The 25,570-nt window shown below is 68.6% G+C and carries 20 protein-coding genes and 1 tRNA gene; 8 read left to right on the top strand and 13 right to left on the bottom strand.

Going from position 1 to position 25,570, the window contains the following annotated elements:
* The first annotated feature begins 198 nt into the window (after positions 1-198).
* The gene (locus tag K340_RS0114240) at positions 199-1,818 is read left to right on the top strand and encodes an amidase family protein (protein ID WP_051266315.1); all 1,620 of its coding nucleotides are present in this window, start codon (positions 199-201) and stop codon (positions 1,816-1,818) included.
* Positions 1,819-1,836: 18 nt separating this feature from the next.
* Here K340_RS0114240 and K340_RS0114235 read toward each other — a convergent pair whose 3' ends face one another.
* From K340_RS0114235 to K340_RS0114225, 3 genes are all read right to left on the bottom strand, one after another.
* Positions 1,837-2,781 (bottom strand): GlxA family transcriptional regulator, encoded by a 945-nt coding sequence (locus tag K340_RS0114235; protein ID WP_029137212.1) that lies wholly within the window; start codon positions 2,779-2,781, stop codon positions 1,837-1,839.
* Positions 2,782-2,864: 83 nt separating this feature from the next.
* On the bottom strand, positions 2,865-3,356 hold the full coding sequence (locus tag K340_RS0114230; RefSeq protein WP_029137211.1) for a GNAT family N-acetyltransferase: 492 nt from the start codon (positions 3,354-3,356) through the stop codon (positions 2,865-2,867).
* Positions 3,353-3,934, bottom strand: a complete 582-nt coding sequence (locus tag K340_RS0114225) for a dihydrofolate reductase family protein (protein ID WP_029137210.1) — start codon at positions 3,932-3,934, stop codon at positions 3,353-3,355. The genes K340_RS0114230 and K340_RS0114225 overlap by 4 nt, the downstream gene beginning before the upstream one ends.
* A 339-nt stretch (positions 3,935-4,273) precedes the next feature.
* On the opposite strand from K340_RS0114225, the gene K340_RS0114220 reads away from it, so the two are divergent.
* Together K340_RS0114220 and K340_RS0114215 are read left to right on the top strand one after the other, a co-directional pair.
* On the top strand, positions 4,274-4,744 hold the full coding sequence (locus K340_RS0114220; protein ID WP_029137209.1) for an SRPBCC family protein: 471 nt from the start codon (positions 4,274-4,276) through the stop codon (positions 4,742-4,744).
* A complete protein-coding gene (locus K340_RS0114215) occupies positions 4,741-5,097 on the top strand; it encodes an ArsR/SmtB family transcription factor (protein WP_084614456.1) in 357 nt (118 codons plus the stop codon). Before K340_RS0114220 ends, K340_RS0114215 begins: the two co-directional genes overlap by 4 nt.
* Positions 5,098-5,132: 35 nt before the next feature.
* Here the strand turns inward: K340_RS0114215 and K340_RS0114210 are convergent.
* The 3 genes from K340_RS0114210 to K340_RS30100 all read right to left on the bottom strand — a co-directional run bounded on the left by K340_RS0114210 (position 5,133) and on the right by K340_RS30100 (position 7,310).
* Positions 5,133-5,208, bottom strand: a tRNA-Thr gene (locus K340_RS0114210).
* 84 nt (positions 5,209-5,292) lie between these two features.
* Positions 5,293-5,982: a response regulator gene (locus tag K340_RS0114205; RefSeq protein ID WP_029137207.1), complete on the bottom strand. Its 690-nt coding sequence runs from the start codon at positions 5,980-5,982 to the stop codon at positions 5,293-5,295.
* A gap of 26 nt (positions 5,983-6,008) precedes the next feature.
* Entirely contained in the window at positions 6,009-7,310 is a 1,302-nt protein-coding gene (locus K340_RS30100) for a sensor histidine kinase (RefSeq protein ID WP_037364674.1), read from the bottom strand.
* A gap of 171 nt (positions 7,311-7,481) precedes the next feature.
* Here K340_RS30100 and K340_RS0114195 point away from each other — a divergent pair, with 171 nt between their 5' ends.
* The gene (locus tag K340_RS0114195) at positions 7,482-8,177 is read left to right on the top strand and encodes an ABC transporter ATP-binding protein (protein ID WP_029137206.1); all 696 of its coding nucleotides are present in this window, start codon (positions 7,482-7,484) and stop codon (positions 8,175-8,177) included.
* The gene (locus K340_RS0114190) at positions 8,174-10,609 is read left to right on the top strand and encodes an ABC transporter permease (RefSeq protein WP_029137205.1); all 2,436 of its coding nucleotides are present in this window, start codon (positions 8,174-8,176) and stop codon (positions 10,607-10,609) included. Before K340_RS0114195 ends, K340_RS0114190 begins: the two co-directional genes overlap by 4 nt.
* A gap of 101 nt (positions 10,610-10,710) precedes the next feature.
* Here K340_RS0114190 and K340_RS30095 read toward each other — a convergent pair whose 3' ends face one another.
* The 4 genes from K340_RS30095 to K340_RS0114170 all read right to left on the bottom strand — a co-directional run bounded on the left by K340_RS30095 (position 10,711) and on the right by K340_RS0114170 (position 15,322).
* Positions 10,711-12,081: a L,D-transpeptidase gene (locus tag K340_RS30095; protein WP_051266311.1), complete on the bottom strand. Its 1,371-nt coding sequence runs from the start codon at positions 12,079-12,081 to the stop codon at positions 10,711-10,713.
* Between the two features lie 329 nt (positions 12,082-12,410).
* Positions 12,411-13,226 carry a PSP1 domain-containing protein gene (locus K340_RS0114180; protein ID WP_029137204.1) on the bottom strand — a complete coding sequence of 272 codons (816 nt, stop codon included), beginning with the start codon at positions 13,224-13,226 and terminating at the stop codon, positions 12,411-12,413.
* A gap of 34 nt (positions 13,227-13,260) precedes the next feature.
* Positions 13,261-14,475, bottom strand: coding sequence for a DNA polymerase III subunit delta' (locus K340_RS0114175; RefSeq protein ID WP_029137203.1), 1,215 nt, complete (start codon positions 14,473-14,475; stop codon positions 13,261-13,263).
* Positions 14,476-14,518: 43 nt separating this feature from the next.
* Complete coding sequence (locus K340_RS0114170) at positions 14,519-15,322, bottom strand: class I SAM-dependent methyltransferase (protein WP_029137202.1); 804 nt, start codon at positions 15,320-15,322, stop codon at positions 14,519-14,521.
* Between the two features lie 703 nt (positions 15,323-16,025).
* Here K340_RS0114170 and K340_RS37555 point away from each other — a divergent pair.
* Positions 16,026-16,586: an RNA polymerase sigma factor gene (locus K340_RS37555; protein WP_084614455.1), complete on the top strand. Its 561-nt coding sequence runs from the start codon at positions 16,026-16,028 to the stop codon at positions 16,584-16,586.
* Positions 16,579-17,349: a hypothetical protein gene (locus K340_RS35940; RefSeq protein ID WP_154674262.1), complete on the top strand. Its 771-nt coding sequence runs from the start codon at positions 16,579-16,581 to the stop codon at positions 17,347-17,349. Before K340_RS37555 ends, K340_RS35940 begins: the two co-directional genes overlap by 8 nt.
* Positions 17,350-17,580: 231 nt before the next feature.
* Here K340_RS35940 and K340_RS35200 read toward each other — a convergent pair whose 3' ends face one another.
* Positions 17,581-18,876 (bottom strand): S1 family peptidase, encoded by a 1,296-nt coding sequence (locus K340_RS35200; protein ID WP_084614453.1) that lies wholly within the window; start codon positions 18,874-18,876, stop codon positions 17,581-17,583.
* 287 nt (positions 18,877-19,163) lie between these two features.
* Complete coding sequence (gene phoA / locus K340_RS30090; RefSeq protein WP_084614451.1) at positions 19,164-20,858, bottom strand: alkaline phosphatase; 1,695 nt, start codon at positions 20,856-20,858, stop codon at positions 19,164-19,166.
* 175 nt (positions 20,859-21,033) lie between these two features.
* Between phoA and K340_RS0114150 the strand changes: the two genes are divergently transcribed.
* On the top strand, positions 21,034-24,837 hold the full coding sequence (locus K340_RS0114150; protein WP_211229437.1) for an ABC transporter ATP-binding protein: 3,804 nt from the start codon (positions 21,034-21,036) through the stop codon (positions 24,835-24,837).
* Positions 24,838-24,984: 147 nt separating this feature from the next.
* Here K340_RS0114150 and K340_RS0114145 read toward each other — a convergent pair whose 3' ends face one another.
* Positions 24,985-25,560: a GNAT family N-acetyltransferase gene (locus K340_RS0114145; protein WP_211229436.1), complete on the bottom strand. Its 576-nt coding sequence runs from the start codon at positions 25,558-25,560 to the stop codon at positions 24,985-24,987.
* Positions 25,561-25,570 lie beyond the last annotated feature (10 nt).

The following is a 25,570-nucleotide window of genomic DNA, read 5'->3' as shown; positions in this document are numbered from 1 at the left end:
CGTGGGATGCGCGGCGGAAATGCCGCGTACGGAGCGTGGTGTCACTCGGTACCATTTCCCAGATTACGCACGTTCGGAGTACCCGCAACTCGAGCGACTTGCAGTTGAGTAACAGTTGCCGGGGCCATGGAATCAGGTCGGTGGTCGTTCCCGGCGTCCGACCGGCAGGAGCGGCGCGGCAGTACTACGGTCGGCCGGATGACTCACAACCGACGCCAATTGATCATCGCCGGGCCGGCCGTGATTGCCGGCACCGTGCTCGGTGCAGCTCCGGCACTCGGTGCGGCCCCGGCACACGGCGCCACCGGCGATGCGGTGCCGGATCACCACGGAGGGCGGCCGCCGGTGACTCCGGATGCGTTTCTCGACGTGCTCACCATTCCCGCGATCCAGCAGTTGTTCCGACGACACCGGCTCACTGCACGGGAGTTGACGGAGCGCTATCTGGATCGCATCGCCACCATCGATCCCCTGCTCGGTGCGGTGATCGTCCTCGACCCCACCGCCCGTGCGCAGGCCGCAGCCGCGGACCGGCGACGCCGCGACCGGCGAACCCGCGGGCCGCTGGACGGCATCCCGGTGCTGCTCAAGGACAATGTCGACACCGCGCACCTGCAGACCACCGCGGGGTCGCGGGCACTGTTGGGCGCACCGCCGCGCTCGGATGCCGCGCTGGTGACGGCGTTGCGGGCGGCCGGCGCAGTGATCCTGGGCAAGGCGAATCTCTCCGAGTGGGCGAACTTCCGCTCCAATACGGCGACGTCGGGCTGGTCGGGGGTCGGCGGGCAGACGAACAACCCGTATGTCTTGGACCGCAACCCCGATGGTTCGTCGGCCGGCTCCGCGGTCGGGGTCGCGGCGGCACTGTGTCAGGTGGCCGTCGGCACCGAGACCAACGGCTCCATCGTCGGACCGAGCGGCCAGAACGGCGTGGTCGGCCTGAAGCCGACGCTCGGGCTGGTGTCACGCACCGGCGTCGTGCCGATCACTGCATACCAGGACACCGCAGGGCCACTGGCCAGACACGTGATCGACGCGGCGATTCTGCTCGGCGCGTTGCGCAGTCCCGACGGTCGCGATCCGGTGACGTTGTCCGTGCCCGACTCGGTGCCCGATTCCTTCACCGACGGGCTGACGTCGGCCCGGTTGCGGGGCCGCCGGATCGGGGTGTGGCGGCAGGCCGGGATCGACGCCGATACCGACGCGATCGTCCAGCACGCCGTCGAGGTCATCACCGGCGCCGGCGGCGTCGCGGTTGAGCTCGAGGTGGCCGACGGTGAAGCCGGAGACCTCTCGTTCACGGCGATGAAGTCGGAATTCCCGGCCGCGCTCGCCGGCTACCTGGCCACCCGACGGACCCAGTACCGGACCCTGCAGGACCTGGTCGACTTCGACCTCGCCGATCCGATCGAGCTGAGCAAGTTCGACCAGAGCCTGTTCCTGGACTGCCTGGCCGCTCCGCCGGCCTCCGACCCGGCGATCGTCGCGGCCCGGAAGCAGTCCACCGAGCTGTCCCGCGCCGCTTTGGACGGACTCCTCGACTCGGACCGATTGGACGCCATCATGTCGCCGGCGAACTCGCCGGCCTGGCTGACCACCTACGGCAGCGGTGACGCCTTCCTCCTCGGATCGTCCGGCCCGGCCGCCAGGGCCGGATACCCGAACCTCTCGGTGCCGGCAGGCTTCGCCGGGGAGTTGCCGGTCGGCGTCAACTTCATGGGACGACGTTGGGACGACCACCGGCTGCTGCAGGTGGGCGCGGCCTTCGAACGGGCCGCCCACGCCCGCCGCGCCCCGCGCTTCCTGCCCAGCAGCTGATCGACCCGCGCACGTCGGCTATCGCTGGTTCAGCTTCCGATAGTGCGACGGGGAGATGCCGAACCAGGCATTGAACGCCTGCCTGAGCGACTCAGCCGAATGGAACCCGGTGGACCTGGCGATGGACGCCACGGCTCGATCCGTGGTGATCAGCGCCGTCGCCGCCGCCTCCAACCGGGCGTGCCGGACCATCCGGGCCGGGGTCTGGCCGAGGTGCTCGACGGTGAGCCGGGTCAGGTGTCGCTCGCTGACGCCGGCGACCGCGGCAAGGCCGGTCGTCGACAGGTCCGACTCAGGATGGGCCACAACATGATCCAGCACCCGGCGGACTACATCGTCGCTGGGCCGGCGGGCTTCGATGAACATGCTCATCTGCGCCTGGTTTCCCGGGCGCTGCAGGTAGGTCACCAATCCGAGCGCCACCCACCTGGCCCGTTCCGCTCCGTGGTCGGCCTCCACGAAAGCCAGCGCGAGATCCAGCGCGGAGGTGACGCCACCCGACGTCCAGATCCGCTCGTCCTGGATGAAGATCGGCCTGGCGTCCACCCGGACAGCGGGGAACCTGGCTGCCAGCTCGTCCGCGTATCGCCAATGGGTGGTGACCCGCCGCCCGTTGAGAAGTCCGGCGGCTGCGAGCACCGTGGCGCCGGTGCACACCGACGCCACCCTCCGCGAGCTCCGGGCCAACCGCCGCACCTGGTTCAGCAAGGCGCTGTCGGCGGCTGCGGTTTCGTGCCCGAGTCCACCGGACACGACGAGGGTGTCGACCGCACCTTGTACCTGCGTCAGCGCCAGCTGGGCGTGCACCTCGAGTCCGGAGTCGCAGCTCACCGGGCCGCCGGACATGGTGGCGAGCCGGATGCGGTAAGCCGGTCTGGCGCCGAGCCGATTGGCCAGGTCCAGGCAACTCGTCAGACAGGCGACGTCGAGCAACTCCAGACCCTGGTAACCGATCACCAGCACCGGCCGCTCATCCCCGGTAGGCAGGCCGGTACCGGAGGATGCAATGGACCCGGCCTGACCCCGATAGCTGCCGGCCATCTCGGCTACGCCGTCCCGTCGAGCATCTTGGCGTAGCGACGACACGGGACGCCGATCTGTTCGCCGTCGAACTCGGCGTCGTAGACGAAGGTTCCCTCGTCACGCCAGCCGCACCTGTCATAGAAGCGCCGGGCGCGGACGTTCTCGGGGATCACCGCCAACCACGCCTGCCGAAAACCTCTGCTCGACAGGAGATCCTCGGCCGCCGCCAGCAGTGCCGCGGCCACCCCCGTCCCGCGCCGATCCCCCGCGACATACAGCTGTTCCACCTCGTTGGCGTTGACCATCACGAAGCCGGCGATGGTGTTCCCGCCGACGCCGACCAGCGTGTCCGGCCACCGCTCGTTCGCCCGGGTGAGGAAGGTGTGGTCGGCTCGTGCCGCGACCAGTTCCGGGCTGACGAAACCGTCATGCGCGTCGTGCCAGCCCTGGCACCAGATGCGAGCGACGTCCCCGGCGTCGCCGGCCAGCGCGGCCCGGACGACGTGGTCGGTCACGTGGCTGTGCCCTGCCCGGCCAGCGGTGGTGCGTCGAGCACGGTGGTGTCGTACACGAGCATCTGCAGCCGGCCGTCGAATACTCGGCTCTCGACGAGGTCGAGCTGGACGTCCGGATAGCCGTCGAAAATGCGCTCGTGGCCGGTTTTCCCGGTGATCACCGGGAAGACGACCGTGCGGAAGCGGTCCACCAACCCGGCGCGCAGCAACGACCGGCACAGCGACAGGCTGCCGAGGGTGCGCAGCGGCCGGTCGGAATCCCGCTTCAGTGTCCTCACCGCTTCGACCGCGTCCGTGCGGACCAGGGTGCTGTTGGCCCAATCGGCCGCCTCCATCGAAGCGGAGAAGACCACCTTCGGCATCGCCCCCAACACATCGGTCCCCGGTTCGCCACCACTGGCCATCTCCTGCATCATGCGATAGGTGTTGCCCCCCATCAGGATCGGGTCATCGTTCTCCGGCGAAGCGGCCAGCCAGTCGAGATACTCCGGCCCCTCGAGGCCCCACCAGCCCGGCCATCCCTCAGCGGCGGCGTAGCCGTCCAGGGACATGATGAAATCGATCGTCAGCTGTTGCATCGCAACTCTTCCTTTCTCTGGTCCAACGGTGACACCGTCAGAGCTTGGCCGCTCGGTAGCGCGGGAATTTCACACTGGGTACGTCCGCGTCGATCGGCCGGGTCGGTTCAGGTGGGTCAGCTGGTGTTCGAGCCCGACGATAGGGACGAGCGCGCCCTGACGAAAGGTCGAACGCCCCACCTGTCCGAAATCCTGGGAAGCCAGTCCCGTCAGCCATGGCCGGGCCGTGGTCGAAGGCGGAAGTGCTTCAGAAGTAACCAGACGGTTGCGAATGCTCCGCGGCTGGGCTAGTGTTCTGAGGAGTAACCAATCGGTTGCGCAATCTCGGAAGGACGGCAGATGAACACCCAGAACGGACTGCAGTCGTTGCCCGACTCGATCGAGCGGACGGTCACCATCAACGCACCCGTGGACCAGGTCTGGCGGTTGGTGTCCTGCCCTGGATGGTGGATCAACGACGGCGAGATCCGCGACCACGAGATCACCGTCGACGGCTCCGTCGCCACCGTCCGGGACCCCGAACTCGGAGTGTTCCCGATCGAGATCGTCGAATCCCGGGAACCGGAGTACGCCAGCTATCGCTGGCTCGCCGGCAGCAACGACGAGCAGGACGGAGCGGCGCACACCTTGGTCGAGTTCTTCGTCACCGGCGACGACGGCGCGGTCCAGGTCCGGGTGCTCGAGAGCGGCTGGGCAGCCGCACCCGCCGACGACCGCGTCCGCAGCGCCTACGACGAGAACACCGAGGGTTGGGAGCTGGAGCTGTCGGCGGCCAGGGTGCTGCTGGAACGCGACCCGCGGCGGGCATGAATCCAACGGACGGCACGGAGCGCCCGCGGCCGGCCGGAGCGGATGGACCCGGCGGCGTGTTCGCCTGCCTGGCTGACGAGAACCGGCGGGCCATCGTCGATCTGGTCGCCGTCAGCCCACTGACTGCCACCGATCTCGCCGGCCGACTGGGCATGTCCCGGCAGGGTGTGATGAAACACCTGCGGTTGCTGGCGGAGGTGAACGTGGTCCGGGCACAGCGGCGTGGTCGCGAGGTGCGGTACTCGGTGAACCCGGATCCGGTGCGGGAGGCCGCCCGCTGGCTGGCCGCCAGGGCTACCGCCTGGGATCGGCAACTCGATGCGCTGCGCAGGGCGGCCGAATCACCCGGCTGACCTCGGGTCAGTAGACCGGTCGGGGCCTTCCATGCTGGAGCCGCCTTGGGGAATCGAACCCCAGACCTTCTCATTACGAGTGAGATGCTCTACCGACTGAGCTAAGGCGGCCTGGTGCGTAGCGCACCGTCGAAGAGTCTAGCCGCTCAGGACCGGTGCCTTGTCCGGGCCGTGACGCGACGGACCACTGGTCGCTCACCGCTCACCTGCCGACTGCGCTTGATCGCCCGGCGTCACCAGCCCGCTCTCGTAGGCCATCACCACCGCCTGCGCCCGGTCCCGGAGCTGCAGCTTGGACAGGATCCGGGCCACGTGTGTCTTCACGGTCGCCTCGCTGAGGTGGAACCCGCCGGCAAGTTCGGCATTGCTCAGCCCGCCGGCCAGCGACTGCAGTACCTGCAGCTCGCGCGGGGTGAGGGCGGACAGGTCGCGACGCAGGCCCGGCTCCCCGGCATCGCGGCTGGCGAACCGTTCGACCAGCCGACGGGTGATGGCCGGGGACAGCAGCGCATCACCGGTACGCACCAGCCGGACCGCGGCCACCAGATGTTCCGGACTCACGTCCTTGAGCAGGAATCCGCTGGCACCGGCCCGCAGCGCCGCATAGACGTACCGGTCGAGGTCGAAGGTGGTCAGGATGATGATCCTGGGCGGGCTCGAATGGCCCTGCAGGATGCGCCTGGTGGCCTCCAGCCCATCCAGCTCCGGCATCCGAATGTCCATCAGCACCACGTCCGGCACGGTGCGTCGGACCACCTCGATGGACTCCTCGCCGGTGCCGGCCTCACCGACCACCTCGATCCCGCCGGCCCGCAGGATCATCCCGAATCCGGAACGGACCAACGCCTGGTCGTCGGCGATCACCACCCGTACTTGCTCGTTCACGTCACCGCCGTTCACGTCACCGCCGTTCACGTGACCCCCGTGGGAATCTCGGCGCAGACCTGGAAGCCGCCGCCGGACACCGGCCCGACGGACAGGATCCCGCTGTACACGGCCAGCCGTTCCCGAAGCCCGATCAGGCCCCGACCGCCACCGTCATCCGCTGTGGCGGAACGGTTTCCGCCGCTGTCGGCGACCTGGACCCTGACCTGCCGGTCTCGATATTCGACCGTCACCCTTGCCCGCGCACCGTCGGCGTGCTTGACGATATTGGTCAGCGCCTCCTGCACGACCCGGTAGGCGGCCAGGTCGGCACCGGCCGGCAGCGCAACGGGTTCGCCGACCACCGACAGCTCCACCGGAACTCCGGCGGAGCGCATCCGCTCGGCCAGAGCGTCCAGCTGTTCAAGGCCCGGCTGCGGGACCAGGTCCGCGTCATCCTCGTCGTTCGACGAGCGCAACAGACCCATCACGTCCCGCAGTTCGGCCATCGCCTCCCGTCCGCCGGCCTCGACCGACAGCAGCAGCTGCCGTGCCTGCTCCGGCTCGGCGTTCATCACGGTGCGGGCGGCGCCGGCCTGGATCAGCATCACGTTGACGTGGTGGGTCACCACGTCGTGCAGATCCCTGGCGATCCGCGAGCGCTCCCGCTCGACAGCCCTGGTGGTACTCGCCAGGGTCTGCGCCTGGGCAGCCCGCAATCGTTGCTTCCAGCCGTGAATTGCGTTGGCCGCCAACGCAACGACGAGCAATACGAAGAACGGCACGTACCCGGGGGCGATCTCGGGCACGTTGGTCTCGTACAGGCTGAGGATCAGCAGCGTGCCGGCGGCGATGCTGGCGAGCGCGGCGTTGCGGAACGGGCTGTACCGGACGGCGCTGTAGCCGGCCAGCAGGCAGGCGGTGAAGGTGAACATGGCGGTGGCGTCCGGACTGACTCCGGTGTCGTACTCGGCGTGGAACAGCACCGTCAGCACGAGTACCGACCAGAACCCGGCCAGCGGGTACCGACGGCGCAGCGCCAGCGGCAGGGTGCAGACGGCGGCCAGGACCAGCACCGCGATCGGAGCATGGTCCCGAGCCCACAGGTCAGGTGTGATCGGTGGGGTCGGGACTCCCGGCCACACCCCGGGCAGGCCGATCGGCAGCGGGCCGTCTTCGGACGGCGTCGTCGGGTTGACGGCGCTGTAATAGGTGGCGGCCGCCAGCACCACTGCGATCGAGACGTCGGCGGCCCAGGCCCAGCGGGAGAGTCTCGGAAGGTCATCGGTGCGGCGCCGGAGCGCGACGACGGCCGCCTGTGCCCGCCGGACGATCGCCGCTCGGTCCATCGATCCATTGTGACGGGTCGGCCCGTCTACCGCGTCATCCCCGAGGCTGACGGTGCCCGCCGGCGGCGTACCTCGCAGGGATGACGGCACCGCAGCTCGTCCCGGAGCGGTAGTCATGATCGTCACCGCGGGCGATGTGTCCGGCCGCCCGAAGTTCCTAGCCTTCGCACCATGATCAATCCCACCGTGCTGGTCGAGATTCGCGACGTCGCCAAACGCTACGACGACAGCGGCGCCGGCCTGGACTCCGTGACGCTGACCATCCGCAGCGGCGAGTCCGTCGCGGTCCTCGGCCCGTCCGGCAGCGGCAAATCCACCCTGCTGAACCTGCTCGCCGGACTGGACCGGCCGACGGCAGGCACGGTGACGGTGGGCGGCGTGCGGGTCGATGCGCTGGGCGAGGCGGGATCTGCCCGGTACCGGCGCACCGCGGTCGGCATGGTGTTCCAGTTCTTCAACCTGCTGGACGACCTGACGGTGCTGGACAACGTGCTGCTGCCCGCCCAGTTGGCCGGGACGCCTCGCGGCCAGGCGAACGACCGGACCACCGAGCTGTTGCGGCAGCTGAACATCGATGACCTTCGCGGCGCGTACCCCGGCCGGCTATCCGGCGGCGAGCGTCAGCGGGTCGCGATCGCCAGGGCGCTGGTCAACCGGCCGGCCCTGCTGCTGGCCGACGAACCGACCGGTGCACTGGACACCGCCGCCGGCGCCGACGTGGCAGAGCTGTTGCGGGATATCAACTCTCGCGGACAGACCGTGGTGCTGGTGACGCACGACCTGGCACTGGCCGGATCGGTCACCGGGCGCACCGTCGAGCTGGTCGACGGCCGGATCACCAGCGACGCCGCGACGGCCACCCGATGACTGCCCTCGGCCGGGTGGTCCGCTCCGGGGTGCGCCGGCGGTGGCTGCAGAGCGCGGTACTGCTGCTGACCACCATGGTGTCGGTGACCGCGTCGGTACTGGGCATCGGCCTGTTGTTGGCCTCGTCGGCACCGTTCGAGCGCGCCTTCTCCGATCAGCACGGCGCCCACCTGCGGATGGACTTCGACGGTGCATCGGTGACACCGCAAGAACTCGCGGCCACCGCCTCGATCGACGGTGTCAGCGCCGCCGCCGGCCCGTTCCCCATCGCCACGGTGGAGCTACGAATGGGTGAGAACACCGGCTCCGGCCCGGGTTCCGGGCCGCCAAGCGGATTCGACTTCGGACCGATGACGCTGTCCGGCCGGGCTGATCCGGACGGGACGGTTGACGCAGTTTCGGTGGTCGCGGGGCGGTGGGCCACCGGCCCCGGCGAGGTCGTGATCAACCTGCAGGAGGACGTTTCGGTCAGGCTCGGCGTCCGGCTGACGGCCTCGACATCCGGCGGTGCGACCGCGCTGACGGTGGTGGGCCTGGCCCGATCGGTGACGAACAGCGCCGACGGCTGGGTGACCCCGGCGACGGTGGCAGCACTGACCGGCGCCGGCCGGTCCCCCGACCAGCAGATGCTCTACCGCTTCACGCAAGCCGACACGGCCGGGCAACTCTCGGCGGACCAGTCCCGCGTCGCCGCAACGCTGCCGCCGTCAGCGCTGACCGGATCGCAGTCGTACCTTGCACTGCGTGAGCTGTTGACGGCGAACTCGGCGGCGTTCGTGCCGTTCGTCATCGCCTTCGGGGTGATCGCCATGGTGATGTCGGTGCTGGTGATCGGGATCGTGGTCGGCGGCGCGGTCGGCGCCGCGAGCCGGCGGATCGGCATCCTGAAGGCGAACGGGTTCACCCCAGGGCAGGTGGCCCGCAGTTATCTGGTGCAGTCGCTGATCCCGGCCGTCATCGGGGTGGCGGTGGGAGCGGCGCTCGCCGCCGTCCTCGCCCGGCCGGTGCTCGGCGAGATCGAACAGACCTACGGTGCGGCCGAACTGGGACTGCCGGTGTGGGTGATCGCGTCGGTACCGGCGGCCGCCCTGCTACTGGTGGCGCTGGCCGCGGTGCTGCCGGCCCTGCGGGTGGCCGGCCGGCCTGCGGTGGACGTCCTGCGCCAGGGCGGCCGCACCTCCCCGACCGCGCGCGGGCAACGGGTGCAGCGGGCGCTCGGTGCCCTGCCGATACCGCGACCGCTCAGCCTGGGGCTCGGCGGGCCGTTCCGGCGTCCGACGCGCTCACTGTCGATGGCCGCCACCGTCTTCTGCGGCGCGGTCTGCCTGACCTTCGCCGTCGGCCTGATGTCGTCGCTGACCGCAGTGCAACACAGCCGCGACCCGCTGTCCGGGGCCGCGGTGGAGGTCGGCCCCGGTGCCGAGTTCGCTGCCACGGCAGAACCCGGCGGGGCCGGCGGACCGTCCGCGCCCGGCGGCCCGATCCCGGCAACCGGCGACCGGGTGCTGGCCGATTCCGCCGCCGTTGCGGCAGCCATCACCTCGACACCCGGCACCCGGCAGCAGTTCGCCATCACCGAGGCCGAAGTCGGCGTCTCCGGCCTGACCGGTGGCACCTCGATAGTCGCCATCAGCGGTAACAGTCTGTTCACAGCCCATCAAATGGTGGCCGGGCACTGGCTGACCGGCTCTCCCGGCGAAGCGGTGCTACCGACCCACGCCCTGAATGCGGCCGGTGCCTCGGTCGGCGACCGGCTGACGCTGTCGTTGGCCGGCCGCTCGACGGTGGTCACGGTGGTCGGCGAGGTCTTCGACCTCTCCCACGACGGGATGCAGATCTATACCGACGCGTCGGTCCTTCCCCCACTGGGGGTGGACAGTGCACCGCAGCGTTTCCTGGTGGACCTGCAGCCCGGCACCGATCTGGGCGCTTACCTGCAGGCATTGAACGGATCGGTGACGGGCCTGGGTGCGGATGCGCACGCCGCCAGGGACGGTTCGTCGTCGGTGCTGGTCACCATGAACGCCGTTGCCGCTCTGCTGACGACGATGTTGATGCTCGTCGCCGGCATCGGCGTGCTGAACACCGTGCTGCTGGAAACCCGGGAACGGGTCAGGGATCTCGGCGTGTTCAAGTCATTGGGGATGACGCCGCGGCAGACCGTCGCCGTGGTGCTCACCTCGGTCTGTTGGACCGGTTTGGTCGCCGGCGCGCTGGGAGTCCCGGTCGGGGTGCTGCTGCACCATGCCATCGTGCCGATGATGGGCGGCGCGGCGGGCGCGGTGTTGACCCAAGGACAGCTGTCCGTCTACGGCGCACCGGTGATCGCGCTGCTGCTGCTCGGCGGGCTGCTGATCGCCGCGCTCGGAGCGCTGGCGCCGGCCGGCTGGGCAGCTCGGTCCAGCAGCGCGGCGGCACTGCGCGCGGAATGACGGTCCCTGCTACCGGCTGCCAACGAAATCGGTGGTGGCCGCGACCACCGGGGTCGCGACCACCACCAGGGGAAAGGTCAGTGGACGGGGTTACGCCGCGATCAGGAACTGGCGGTGTTCAGCGAATGCCATTCGCTGAACGGGATCGCCCAGTCGTAGATGTCGCCGTCGGACGGCCCGAGTTGCACGCTCGTCCCGGTGATCACCACCGGGTCGCCGTACATCGCCTTCTCGAAGTACGCCTTGGCGTTGACGTCGGACAGGTTCAGGCAACCGTGGCTGACATTCTGGATGCCCTGCACATCGATCGTCTCCATGTTCTGATGGATGAACTCGCCGTTGTTGCTGATCCGCACCGCCCAGGGCTCGGGCAGGTCTTTGTAGTGGTACCGCTCGCTGGTCATCTTCTTGTCGGCTTCCTTGCCGGTCACCACGTGGATGCCGGAGCGGGTCACCCGGTGCGGATCGCCGACGTCGTCGCCACTGCCCATCGAGGTCGGGTAGTCGGCAACGACCTTGCCGTCCTCCTTGACGATCAGCCGCTTGTCCTGCGGGTTGGCGTAGGTCACCCGGTTGCGGCCGATGGTGAAGTCACTGGTCGCGGTCTCCCGGGCGCCGTAGAGCCCGTCGGACACCTCGATGCCGAGCAGATCGACCGAGACGTGCACCTTGGTGCCCTCCGGCCAGAAGTCGGCCGGCCGCAGGTCGAGCGAGCGACACTGGTCGCCGTCGTGCTGGATCCAGGTGCCGCGCAGCGTCACCTTCGGATCGGTGGTGACGGTGACGTGCTTCTCCACGTCGGCGTGATCGGCGATGCAGGCGCCGAACCGGATGATGATCGGCGCCGCGACCCCGACCAGCGCGCCGTCCCCGGGCGAGATCCTGGTGGTCTGGGTGGGCGGATCGAAGGTCGTCCAGATCCCGTCGATCTTGGTGGTCGCGCTGCCCGGGGCCCCGGTGGCCGTCCCCTTCGCGTGATAGGTGCCGCCGTAACGGAGCCGCTGATCCGAGGTCCAACCGGTGCGATCGGCCGACAGTTTGCCGGCGATCTTCGAACCGTCCTCCGCATACACCGCGAGGGTGGCGATCTTGCCGCCCTTCACCGTCAGCTTCATCGGATCCAGCGGGTTGAGCTCGTCGGTGCCGAAGGCCGGGCTAGCGGTGACGGTTGCCGACTTCGGCTTCGGCTTCGTGGTGGTGGTTCGGGTGGTCTGCACGCTGGACGAGGTCGCCGGGTCTGATGCGTCCGTGCCCTGCTGCGTGTCGGCGGTCGGGTCGGTGACGGTGATCGGTGCGGTCGCCGAGCCGGCGGTGGACGACGTCGACGGCGCGGTCGATCCGGCGACGGAAGAGGCCGGCGGCGCACCGTTGCCTGCCGGGGTCGCCGAACCGGCGTCACCGCTGCACCCGGCCAGCAGCAACGCGGCCGCGGCGATCACGGCGGTGACGCCGAACGTTCGAATCCGCTTCATCTGTATCCCACATTCGATGGCGGTCCCCCGGCGGGCGCTGCACCCGACATACGTCGCTCACTACCGCAGGACTCGGCGCCGGCCCGACAGGCCGACACATCTATAGATACGCCGCAGGGGTGGTAGAGGTTGCGTATTGACACATCTCAACTCTGCAACGTTGTGCTGTGTACGTAAGAACTTCGCGAAAAGTCCGTGAATGTCCGGAAATCTGCGGGTCGGGATCGGAAAAAGCGGCCGAATCGCGCAACCGAGGGTAGTCGACGACACGCCGACGCTGCGCCGATCGGACGATTCTCCGGAGACGTCGAACCGGACGAACGGCGCCTTCAGCGCGAGTCGTACGCCTTGCGGGCCGAACAGACCGACGCCTTCGGGCAGACGTGACTCGACCCGTCGGCGGACAGCTTGATCACCAGCGACTCCCGCGGCACCGAGTGCCCGACCACCACGCCGTCGCCCTCCGGCGTCTGCACCCGCTCCCCGATGGCCGGCGCGGTCCGCTTGAACTCCTGGTACAGCGGGTGCTCGTACTTCAGGCAGCACATCAACCGGCCGCAGGCGCCGGAGATCCGCATCGGGTTCGCCGGCAGGTCCTGGTCGCGGGCCATCGCCAGGGTGATCGGCTCGTAGTCCTTGAGGAACGTCGAACAGCAGGTGTCCCGACCGCAGGAACCGATCGCTCCGGTCACCCGCACCGCATCGCGGGCGGGCAGCTGCCGCAGTTCGACCCGGCTGTCCAGGGTGGCCGACAGGTCGCGCAGCAGCGAGCGGAAATCCACCGTCTCCGGCGCCGTGTAGAAGATGACGATCTTGCCCTCGTCGGGCTGCGGATCGACCGCGATCACCTTCATCTCGAGCTGGTGCTCGCGGACCAGCTTGCGGGTCGCCACCATGGTCCGCGCCTTGGTCCGGCGGGTGCTCTCGGTGGCGGCCAGATCGGCGTCGGTCGCCATCCCGAGCAGCCGCGGGAAGCCGTCGGTGTCCTCGGCCGAGTACTCGGCGGCCCACATCACCTGGGCCGCAACGGCGCCGTGGTCGGTGGGCAGCAGGACGTGTTGGCCCACCTCCGGCCGCAGATCGCCGGGGTCGGCGTAGTGCAACTGCCCCTTCGGGCTGAAGGTCACCGCGCAGAGCATCCCCATGGCCACCCACCCTACGTCGGCACCGGCGAGGTGGTCAGCGGGCAGGCTCGCCGATACCCGCCAGCACCGTCATCAACGCCTCCACCGCGATCTGCGGTTTCACATTCAGTTCGATGGCCTCGCGGCAGGCGAGCACGGCGTCCAGCCGACGCAGCGCGCCGGTGGCACCGAACCGGCTCGCGGCAGTATCGACGTCGGCCGTCAGGTCCGGGTTGGTCAGCGGCACCCGCGCGCCCACCGCCCGAACGATCACATCCCGGTAGAAGCCGGACAGGTCGATCAGTGCCCGGTCCAGCACGTCCCGCTCGGTCCTGGTCGCCCGCGACTTCTGCCGACGCTCCAGCTCGCGCACTGCGCCGACCGATCCGCGGGCGGCGCCCGCCGCCCCCTTGCCGGTGCCGCCGGCACCGAGCGCGACCTTGAGTTCCTCGATCTCGGTCGCGTCCCGGCCATCGGCCATCGACCTGGCCTCGGCCTTGGCCGCCTCGAGCAGTTCACCGGACTCGGCGAACACGTCGCCGAGGGAGCGCAGCGCGCCCGGCACCGCCAGGATCCTGGCCCGCTGTTCGCGGGCGTCGCCGTCCCTGGCCAGCCGGCGGGCCCGCCCTACGTGTCCGCCGGAGACCGATGCCGCCCAGGTCGCGGTCTCGGGATCGACACCGTCCCGCCGGGCCAGCACCTCGGCGATCGCCGGCACCGACGGGGTGCGCAGGTTGAGCACCCGGCAGCGGGACCTGATGGTGACCGACACGTCCTCCGGGTGGGTGGACGGCGCGCAGAGCAGGAAGACCGTGTACGGCGGTGGTTCCTCGACCGCCTTGAGCAGTGCGTTGGCGGCGCTCTCGGTGAGCCGGTCGGCGTCCTCGATCAGCACGATCTGCCGGCGCGCGGTGGCCGGCCGCCGGGAGGCCAACTGAACGACGGCGCGCATCTCCTTGACCGAGATCGTCAGCCCCTCGGGCACCACGGTGCGGACATCGGCGTGGGTGCCGTGCAGCACCGTGCGGCAGTGCGTGCACTCGCCGCAGCCGCGGTCGGCGCACTGCAGCGCGGCGGCGAAGGCCTTCGCCGCGGTGGACCGGCCGGAGCCGGGCGGGCCGGTGAACAGCCAGGCGTGCGTCATCGCGGCGGCCGGAACGCCCGGATCGCCGTGGGTGGCGGCGACCGCCGCCGTCAGCTCCTCGATCGCCGCTTCCTGCCCGACCACGTCGGCCCATACGCCGCCGGCCGCGACCGCACCTGTCGTCACCCCAGCAACCTACCCAGCCGGGACGACAGGCGGCGCTGCCCGGTCAGGACGGCAGCGCCCGGCCGATCGCGACCAGCGAATCCAGCCGGGTCAGGTTCGCCGGGTTCAGCGGGGAGGTGATCACGTCGGTGACGACCAACCCGGCCCTGGCGGCCGTCGTCTGCAGGGTGGCCGGGGTGAAGTGCCAGATGTGCTGCTCCGGTTTGAGCGTCCACCAGCGCTTGCCCAGCACCTTCGCCGGCAGTGACGAGATGTAGGGAACGGACAGGGCGAAGGTCCCGTGATCGACCAGCCGGCGCCGCACCTCGACCAGGAACTCGAGCGGATCCGGGACATGTTCGAGGGTGTCCCAGAAACAGACGACGTCGTTCCGGTCGGTGGCCGGCGCGTCGACGAGTTGCCCGTTGAACACCTCGAACCCGCGTCGCTGCGACTCCTGCGCGCCGGCGGCCGACAGTTCGACGCCGTTCACCTGGTAGCCGGCCCGCTGGGCCGCCGCCAGGAACAGTCCGTAGGCGCTGCCGATCTCCAGCAACCGGCCCGGCGCCGGCGCCACCCGGCCGATCGCCGCCAGCCGGCCGTTGGTCCAGGCCCGCTGCAGCAGCATCGCCGGGTTGCGGCCGCCGGCCTGCCCGCCGTACACCCCGCCGTCCTCGAAGTAGCTCGGCTGGTCGTAGAACCGTTGCAGCGCTTTCGGATTCAACCGGGGAGAGACGAAGACCAGCCCGCAGGTCGGGCACTGCACCACGGCGAACGGATCGAGGCGGTACCGGACTTCGCCCCATTCGTGGCAGACACAGCATCGCACCTGCTCGGTGTCGGCCGCGGTCCATTGCTGTTCGGGCACCCGGTGAACCTCCGTGTTCTCGCCGACCCCCGGGCAGACCCGGTGACCGGCGCGGTGGACGCCGGGCGTCCCACGCTATCGGACGCCGACGCCGCGACTCACCGGCGCCGCGGACCGCGAAATCCCAGTGGTCAGGCGGCCCAGCGGCAAGAGGCGGATGTTGGATGAGCTGACGTCGGTGATCGGGCGGACACGCGGGAACAGAGTTCGGATTCTGTTCCGATCCCCGCACCCGAGATTAGCCGGCGAGCCGGCGGTAACTGCCAGGGGTCCGGCAGCTGATGTGCCTGATACCGCGATCCCATCACCCACTCATAGAAGCAGCTGCTGGCCGATCTGCCAGCCCGGCTGGCAGTGTCCATCGACACCGGCGTCACCCCCGAGCAGATTGACGCGGCGCGGGCCGAGGTCGCGCGAGACAAGGGCTGGTAACCGACGACCGGCGGCTCACGATGCTTGCAGGACGGCTCACCGTCGCCTCTATGGATGCCAACCACGAGTTGATCCCTGGCCAGCAAGCCACGTGACCGTAGGATGAGCCTGTCCGGCCAACCGCCAACACCGTGTCGGGAGGCGCTACGACAGACGTAGCAAACGTGCGCTCGACACGCGCGCCCAAGGACGAGAATTTGACCGCGCCATCCGCCCACCGCCGCAGGAAGTCGGTCCCGAACGCTTTGTACCCCCGAACGTATAGGTAGGTATGCGCGACACGCGAACGAGCAGGGAGGGGTCCGCACCGGGCACCGGCCGGCGGAACCCTTCGTCGGCCTCGCTCGACGATGAACTGGTCGCCCTGGCTCGCCACCTTTACGGACCTGCGATTGCCCTGACGTCTGGCGATGTCCAAGCAGCCCAAGACCTTGTCCAAGACACCGTGGTCGCTCTGATACCCCGTTGGCAGGACCTCGGCCCACACCGTATGGCCTACGCCAAGAGGGCCCTTGCCAATCGCTTCACCGATCACCTCCGCCACAGCTATGTTGAGACGGCACACGCCCACACCCTGGTGCGCCGCGGTTGGCCAGACCCCATCACGCCCTCCGTTGACGATCGGATTGATATCCAGCGAGCCCTGGCGCACCTGGCCCCGCGAACGAACCAGGTCGTCATCTTACGATACTTAGTCGGGATTCCTGCGGTAGAGGTAAGCAAAATGCTCGAGATTCCCGCCGGGTCAGTTCGCAGGATCGCCCATGAGGGGTTACGCCAACTTGCGGCATCACTCAGCCCCGAAGAATCTGAAGGGAAACGCGATGAGTAACCACGATGGCGACGACAGTCCGCTCGTCAGTCAAATTCAGCGGGCCTTCGATGAAGTTGACCTACCGCCCGAACTCGAAGATCGAATCCGGCGGACTGCCGCAACCACATTTGAGAACCGCGACAACTCGCACAGGCGAGCCGTCGGCCGCTGGAAAGTAATTAGCGTCGCGGCTGCGGTGACCGCGCTCGCCGCGGCAGGGACGGTCCTCGCCCTGCGCGTTCTGCCCAGCGACCGGCCTGCGAATACATTGCCGAACCCAACTCATATCACCGAGAGTCCGGTGAATCCAACAACGCTCAATGCCTGCGGCTTGGCACTCCACGACTTTCACATTCTCGGTCCCGATGACGCCACCGTCAGGTTCAATGACACCCAGGTTCCCACCAAACCGTCGACCTTCGAACTGCGAAATGTCTCGCAAGGCACCTTTCGAGCATTCACGCAATCCGCAGATATCCTGTACCTTGACCCCGCCGATCGTCACGTTGTCGGAATGAGCCCACAAGATGCGATGGGCGTGACCAATACGAACCTTCGGCCGGGCGACAACATCACCGTTAGATTCGTACCCACCCCGCTGACGTGCAGTGCGATCGACGCCAACGAACGCGGAAAGATGCTTTCGGACGGGACCTATCCCGTCTATCTGCGTGTGGAGAGCTTCGCCGGAATTAACGCGGACGGGCCGAAGGAGACCTACCTCATGCCGGCCGTGGCCCAGGTGAAAGATGGCTGGTCCGTCCTGTCTCACTCCACATGACTAAGCGGCCCCGGGCTCGACTAATCCGCGTGGGCCGCTTAGCTGGACATTCGTTGGAGCCAAGTTCCGGTTCCGTTGAACCGACGAGCTGTCGTGCGTCCAGATGGGGTATCGGCGTACTCCATCTGTGAACGGCCAAGAAACCGGACGACCTCGGCATCCGCTGGGCAGGGCAGATTGCTCACGCTCGTTCGCATACCGCGCGCCAGAGACGACACAGAGTGGCGTGACCTACGGAGTGACTCCATTCAACCACACATTTCGCTCGATAAGCGCAGTTCGAACTTCCTCGGCGACCGTATAGCCGGTCGCGGCCGATGTGCACCCATTCACCGCTCCGACCATCTGGGAAACAATGCCATGGGCCGTGTGCGCGATATACACGGGTCCACCACTGTCCCCTGAACATACACGGGCATAGAAATCAAGATATGTCTTTCCTGCCTCGGTCCCTCTGAATGGGCCACACTTCGTGCCAGACGATGTTCCGGTCCTACATAGGTAGGAATTCACTGGGAGCGTCGACGAGTACCGTGCAGCAGTTATCGCGTAGTTCTCATTTCGCGTGGTGACATAACGAACATCGTCGATTACTTCGCTACTGGCGAGCACGTAAACAGTATTATTGGTGCCCGATCCCCACGATGCCGTGTTCGTCACATGAACTATGGCACTGTCCGAACCGTGACTTGGATCGTATTGGGAGCTATGCGCCTTTCCAATCGATACTTGCTGCAGATCCGACACCCGTAGGCCGGTAAAGTTTTCAACGTCGCCACCCGTGGCACAATGTCCGGCGGTCAGGATATAGTGGGAACTGTCGGTCATGCTCTTTACCATAAATCCTGCAGAACACGCCGTGTGGGACGCTCCCTTGATGTAAACACCACCCCGCATGGGCGACGTGCAGGCCAAATGGCCAAGATCGGAGTTACAGGTTGCGGGCTCCGGGTCAACGCGCAAAATCGAAACTTCGGGGTTCGTCGCGAGGAACGAAGGCGGGACCGGCGCACTATCGGTGGGGATCCGAACCTCCAGCCTATTGGACGCGACTTGAAAGACTGCACTACTCGCCGAAATGCCGGCGCTCTCCAATTCACGCCGTAACTCTGGCCAAAGAGCATTCTCCATGTAGCTCTTTGACTGGGCCGCTTGCTGCACCTTAAGGTCCGGAGGCGTGCCCAGCTCAAGTAGCACCCGGTTCAATGACTCCATGCTTGTACCCTTGACAACTAGGGTTCCACTGCTGTGGTCAATATACGAACCAGCATATGTGTCGCCGAGAACCGCCATCGCAGCCATATTTTGATCGATCAGACGTTCCTGGTTTGCCATTTGGCGCGCGGCCTCGTCCACCGGAATTACCTCGTCTATCGCCAGCTGCAATGCGGCCGCCTCGAGCGACTCATCCCCGAGATCGACCAACGCGGCGGGACCGCCAGTTTGATCAATCGGTGAAGACGCTACGCCGGGAGTCAAGTAAAGCGCAAGAAACGGTGCCAGAACAGCGGCTGATTTGAGATTCATCGGATGATCCTATTGTTTGCCTGCAGCGTGGGGATTGCTCCTGTCTGCCCTCAGGCAAAGCTGAGCATGGATACCGCTGCCTCGTCAACAGGGCGACTTGACTCATCTCAAAGGTCCGGGAAGTTCGGTGCTTGCCTCACGTAAAAATGTCCGCGTGGGGGTGGGTGTTCCCTGGTCGGATGCGCGAGGGGTTGTCGACGGATGCCCAACGGCGCCGCGGACGGCGAGATCCCCGTCGTCCGGCCGAACCGGGCGGTTCGCGACGACGGGGATGTCCCGGTCGGCCGTTACTTCTTGACGGTGAAGCCGGCGGTGACCTTCTCCCCTGACTCCTTGCCGACCAGCACCACCCGGTAGTTGCCGGCCTTGCCGGGGGCGGTGGTCAGCACGGTCGCCGCACCGGCGTTCAGGTTGCGGCTGCCCAGCTCGACGGTGGAGGCACCCTTGGTGATCGTGACGGTGGCGGCCGAGTCGCCAAGGTACCTGCTGGCCTCGACGACCAGACCCTTGCCGGCCTTCACGTTCTTCGGGGCGACGGTGACCTTGGCGTTCTTGCTCAGTTGCGCGGGGGTCATCTTCAGGTTGAGCGCGCGACTCATGATGAAGAAGAGGTCGGTCTGGTCAATCAGGCCGACAATGTTGGCCGCCTGCGGTCCGTAGCCGGCCACCGGCAGCTCCGCGCCGGTGTGCTGCTGCGAGCCGCCCTTGGCCGCGGTGGCGTAGGAGATCGTCATCGGGCTGCCCTCGTTGGTCAGCAGGTTGGTGGTGATGCCCGGGGTTACGCTGCCGGCCTCGACGATCTGGCTGGTGTGCGAGTGATCGGCAGTGACGAACACCGAGGTGTTCCCGTCCTTCTTCGCGAAGGTCATTGCGGCCTGCACGGCCTCGTCCAGGTCGATGGTCTCCCCGATCTGGCCACAGGCGTCGGCGGCGTGGTCCTGCTTGTCGATGCTGGCGCCCTCGACCTGCAGGAAGAAGCCCTTGTCGCCGTTCTTCAGCAGCTTGATCGCCTTGTTCGTCAGGTCGGCCAGCGACGGCTGGCTCGCCTCGCGGGCCGGGTTCAGCTGGCAGCGGGTGGCCGGCAGCGAACCGCCGTCGGCGGTGGCCTGGGGGCCGATCCAACGGACCGGCATGTTGCCCGGCGCGAACAGCCCGAGCACCGGCTTGTTCTGATCGGCCTTGCCGAGCTTGTCCAGACCGGCCTTGTCGGTGACGACCTGGTAGCCACGATCCTTCGCCTGGTCCAGCAGGGTCCGGCCGGCGTAGTGGCCGGCGGTAGCGGTCTCGGCGAAGGTGGCGGCGCCGCCACCGAGGGTGACGTCCGGGCGGGTGTTGATCAGCTGCTCGGTGATGGAGCCGGGCCCGCCGTTCTCCAGCGCCGCCTCCGGGCAGCTGGCGGAGGTCTTCACCGGTCCGTAGCAGCCGCGCGCGGAGATGTGCGCGATCTGCACGGCCGGGGTGGCGTCCTGCAGTTCGGCGGTGGAGACGTTGCCGGTCTTCAGCCCGTTCGCCTTGGCGTACTCCAGCAGGGTCTTCTGCGGGGCGCCGGCGATGTCCACCGAGATCGCACCGTCATACGTCTTGGTGCCGGTCGACCAGGCGGAACCGGTGGATGCCGAGTCCGGGTCGTAGTCCGGCTTGCCGTCCTTGGAGAGCGAGTAGGTGGTGTACTGCCCGGTCAGCGGGAGCGCGTCGATGCCGGGCAGCCGGCCGCCGGCGCCGTAGCTGTAGTTGCGGGCGGCGGTGATTTCCGAGGCACCCATCCCGTCGCCGATCAGCAGGATGACGTTCTTCGCGTGACCACCCTTGACCTGCGCGCGGAGGTTCGCGGTGTTGTCACCGGCCAACTGGGCGGCGCCGCCGTGGGCGGCCCGATCCTGCTTCAGGGCGGCCGATCCGGGCAAAGCTGCGGCAGCGAGGCCGATCAGGGCCAGGCCGGCGATGCCGGCGCGCCGCCAGCGGACGGTGGTGCGGAGGTTCATGAAGAACCCCTTTCTCTGGGGAACGGCTGGTGGACAAATTGACAACCGGTCCATCGCAGCAACCGCGGGCAGCGCCCCGGGGATGCTTCGGAAAGGGGCAGGCGAACGCCGGGTGGCCGTTCGGCGAACCGCGGCGGCCGGGTGGGATGTCGGCGGCCGCGCGTAGCCTGCCCGGGTGGCCACCACCGTTGCTCCGGACAATCTTTCCGACGGATCGGTGGATGAGGCGAACCGGGAGCCGTCGCCCCGACACTGGGTCCGGCGGCTGTGGCACTACTGCCGCCGCTACCCGGGGGTCACCGCCGTCGCCATCGCCGGGTCCTGCGGCCTCGCGCTCAATTCGCTGACGCCGTTGCTCACCAAGCTGGTGATCGACGACATCTCCAGTCACGATCGTGCCGCTACCCGATGGGCCATCGCCGGGCTGGCCGCGGTGGCCGTGCTGCTGTTCGCGACCACCTTCCTGCGCCGCTGGTCGGCCGGCAAACTCAGCCTCAACGTGCAGCACGACCTGCGGCAGGATGTGTTCTCGGCCATCCAGCGGCTGGACGGTCCCGGCCAGGACCGGCTGCACACCGGGCAGGTGGTGTCCAGGGCCGGATCCGACCTGCAGATGGTGCAGGGACTGATGTCCATGGTGCCGATGGTGTTCGGCCAGCTGGTGATGTTCTGCGTCTCGTTCGTGCTGATGCTGATCCTGTCGCCGCTGCTGACGCTCACCGGGCTGGTCGTCATCCCCGCGGCTGTGCACCTGACCAGGGCGACCCGCAGCACCATCTTCCCGGCCACCTGGATGGCGCAACAGTCCGCTGCCGACGTCGCCGAGATCGTCGAGGAGGACGTGACCGGCGTCCGGGTGGTGAAGGGCTTCGGCCAGGAGGACCGGGAGATCGGCCGGCTGCGAAAGGCGGCAAGGACCCTCTACGCGCACCGGCTGCGGGCGGTGCGGCTGACGGCCAGGCTGAACCCGGCGCTGGCCGCGCTCACCTCGGTCGGGCAGGTCGCGGTGCTGCTGCTCGGCGGTTGGCTGACGATCAACGGCTCGATCAGCCTCGGCACCTTCGTGGCGTTCACCCTCTACCTTGCCGCGCTGGTCGGCCCGACCCGGATGATCACCATGCTGTACGTGCTGGGCCAGCAGGCCGGCGCCGCGGTGGAACGGGTGCTGGAGATCGTAGACCTGGACGCCGGGATTATTGATCCAGCCGATCCGGCAATTCTGCCGGCCGGTCCGCTGCCGGTCGAGCTGGCCGACGTCCGGTTCGGCTACGCCGCTGAGCTCGACGACGACCGGGCCGTACTGAACGGCTTCAGCCTGCGGGTCCCGGCCGGTCGGACGGTCGCCGTCGTCGGCCCGTCCGGGTCCGGGAAGTCGACACTGTCGCTGCTGCTCCCCCGGTTCTACGACGTGCAGGGCGGCAGCGTCCGGGTCGGCGACGTTGACGTCCGCGCGCTGTCGATGGCCGCCCTGCGGGCGTCGGTCGGGGTGGTGTTCGAAGAGGCATTCCTGTTCTCCACCAGCCTGTCCGAGAATATCGCCTACGGCCGCCCGGAGGCGACCCAGGCGGAGATCAGGGCTGCCGCCGATGCCGCCGAGGCCACCGAGTTCATCGAGCGGCTGCCGCAGGGCTTCGACACCGTGGTCGGCGAACGCGGGCTGACCCTCTCCGGCGGTCAGCGGCAGCGGCTGGCGCTGGCCAGGGCGATGCTGACCGACCCGCGGGTGCTGATCCTGGACGATGCGACCAGCGCCGTCGACCCGGCCACCGAGGCGGCCATCCACGCCACCCTGCACAAGCTGACCGCCGACCGGACCACCATCCTGATCGCCCACCGCCGGTCCACCCTGGCACTGGCCGACACCATCGCCGTGGTCGAGTCCGGCCGGGTGATCGATCACGGCACCCACGACGAGTTGGTGCAGCGCTGTCCGCTGTACCGCTCCCTGCTCGGCACCGACCTGGCGGCCGTCCCGGCGGCGTCGGAACTGGTGCCGGGTCCGGACGGGGTGACGCCGCAGCTCTGGCCGCCGCCGCCCGATGCGGAGAACGACGGCGGGAACGGCTCGGCGGACGGCGGGCTCCGGTCCGTCGCCGCCGGCCGCGCTCCGGCAGCCGGGGCCCGCGCTGGCGGCGGTGGCGGTGGGTTCTTCACCGCGCTGTCCGGGGTTCCGGCGACGCCCGACCTGCTGGCCAAGATCGAGGCGCTGCCGCCGGCCGACGACCGGCCGGTCGCCGAGGACCTTGCCGAACCTCCTGCCGGGGAACGCTTCTCGTTGTGGCAATCGCTACGCCCGGTGCGTGGTCTGCTGATCGCGGCCGCGGTGTTCGTCGGCCTCGACGCGTTGGCGGCGGCCGGACTGCCGGCCCTGCTCCGGTCCGGCGTCGACAAGGGGGTGGCCGGCGGTTCGATGACGACCGTCGCCTGGCTGACGGTGATCGCCGCCGCCCTGGTGCTCGCCGACTATCTGGTGCAGCGGGCGCAGATGGTGACGATGGGCCGGGCCGGTGAGTCGGTGCTGTTCCACCTGCGGAGCCGGGAGTTCACCCACCTGCAGCGGCTCGGGCTGGACTATTACGAGCGCGAGATGGCCGGCCGGATCATGACCAGGATGACGAACGACGTCGATGCCCTCTCGTCGTTCCTGCAGACCGGGATGGTAACCGCTGCCGTGTCGCTGGCCACCTTCCTGGCCATCGCCATCGCCCTGCTGGTGATGAACCCGTCGCTGGCGCTGGTCGCCTTCGCCACCCTGCCGATCCTGATCCTGGCCACCGCCCTGTTCCGCCGGTACAGCTCCCGGCAGTACACCAAGGCCCGCGAACAGGTCGCCGTGGTGAACGCCGACCTGCAGGAAAACGTTGCCGGGCTTCGGATCTCGCAGGCGCTGGGTCGGCAGGAGAGTAACTCGAGCTCGTTCGCCGAGAAGTCCGACGACTATCGCAGGATCCGGATGCGGGCGCAGACCGCGATCGCCACCTACTTCCCGTTCGTCGCCCTGCTGGCCGATCTGACCGCGGCGGCAGTGCTGGCCGTCGGTGCCGGCCGGGTCGAGGCCGGCGCGCTGACCACCGGCACCCTGCTGGCCTTCGTGCTGTACCTGAACTCGTTCTTCACCCCGATCCAGCAGCTCTCCCAGGTGTTCGACGGCTACCAGCAGGCCAGCGTCGCACTCACCCGGATCGCCGAACTGCTTGACACCCCGACCTCGACACCCGCTGCCGCGCACCCGATCCCGGTCACCAAGCTGTCCGGGCAGGCCGACCTGGAGCGGGTCGGATTCGGGTACAGCGCCGACGCGCAACCCGCGCTGGTGGACATCGACCTGCAGCTGGTACCCGGCGAAACGGTCGCGGTGGTGGGCGCCACCGGCGCCGGCAAGTCGACCCTGGTGAAACTGATCGCCCGCTACTACGACGTCACCAGCGGCCGGATCGTGGTGGACGGCAACGACATCCGCGAGCTGGACCTGCCGAGCTACCGACGGCGGCTGGGCGTGGTGCCGCAGGAGGCGCACCTGTTCGCCGGCACCGTGCGGGACAACATCGCCTACGGTCGCCCGGAGGCAGCGGATGCGGAAGTGGAGGCAGCGGCCAGGGCGGTCGGTGCGGTGGCGGCGATCGCCGAGTTGTCCGACGGGTTCCGGCACCGGATCGCCGAGCGGGGCCGCAACCTGTCCGCCGGACAGCGGCAGCTGATCTCGTTGGCCCGCGCCGAGTTGGTCGGGCCGGACGTGCTGCTGCTGGACGAGGCGACCGCCGCGCTGGATCCGGCCGCCGAGGCCGCGGTGCTGGACGCCACCGATGCGCTGGCGGCGAACCGGACCACCGTGGTGGTGGCGCACCGGCTCACCACCGCCTCAAGGGCCGACCGGATCGTGGTGATGAGCCGCGGCCGCGTCGCCGAGATCGGCACCCACGCCGAACTGCTGGCCCGCGGCGGCGCCTACAGCGACCTGTACGCCGGCGCCGAGGGCTGAGTCCGGCGGCCGGCTGTCCGGCCGTCGGGTCAGGCTCGCAAGGCTGCCAGCGGTTCGCAACGACAATTCGGCCTGCGAACCACTGGTGGCCTTGCGGGGTTTCGCGCGACGACGGCCAGTCGCTGACCGGGCCGGCCGCGGTGTCGGTCAGGCCCGCTCGCGCCACTCGTCGGCCAGCAGCGCATAGCCGTAGCCGTCGAGCCAACCCCGGGTCCGGTGCAGGCCGTCCCGCACGCTGTGGATCTCGCGGCGCATGCCGACCTTCTCCATCAGCTTCCAGGACGGCGTGTTGTCGGCAAAGCAGTTCGCGCTCACCCGGCGCAGGCCGAGATCGTCGAAGCAGCACCGGATCAACTCCGTCACCGCCTCGACCGCATATCCGCGCCCGGTGTGTGCCTCGTCAAGGCACCAGCCCAATTCGGCGTGCACCGCGACCGCCTGCACGGCCACCTCCTCCTGCGCCCAGCCGTCCTCGACCTTCAGCATCAGGTCACCGATCACGGTGGCGTCGCGTTCCAGCACCAAGGTGGTCGCCAACGACTGGGGCTTCTCGAAGTGTGCACGGAATGCGCCCTCGGTCGGGAACTCCCTGGTCATCCATTCGTTGGCCGCGGGCTGCCGACGGTAGGCCCAGATCGCGGGCAGGTCGTCGATCGCCAGCCGGCGGATCGTCAGCCGATCGGTGCGCAGCGGCCAGGTCACGGTGTCCAAGGGCGAATCCACCGAGCCATCG

This window comes from Nakamurella lactea DSM 19367 (assembly GCF_000426645.1).
Taxonomy (GTDB): Bacteria; Actinomycetota; Actinomycetes; order Mycobacteriales; family Nakamurellaceae; genus Nakamurella; species Nakamurella lactea.
This window is presented reverse-complemented; position numbering and strand designations above follow the sequence as displayed.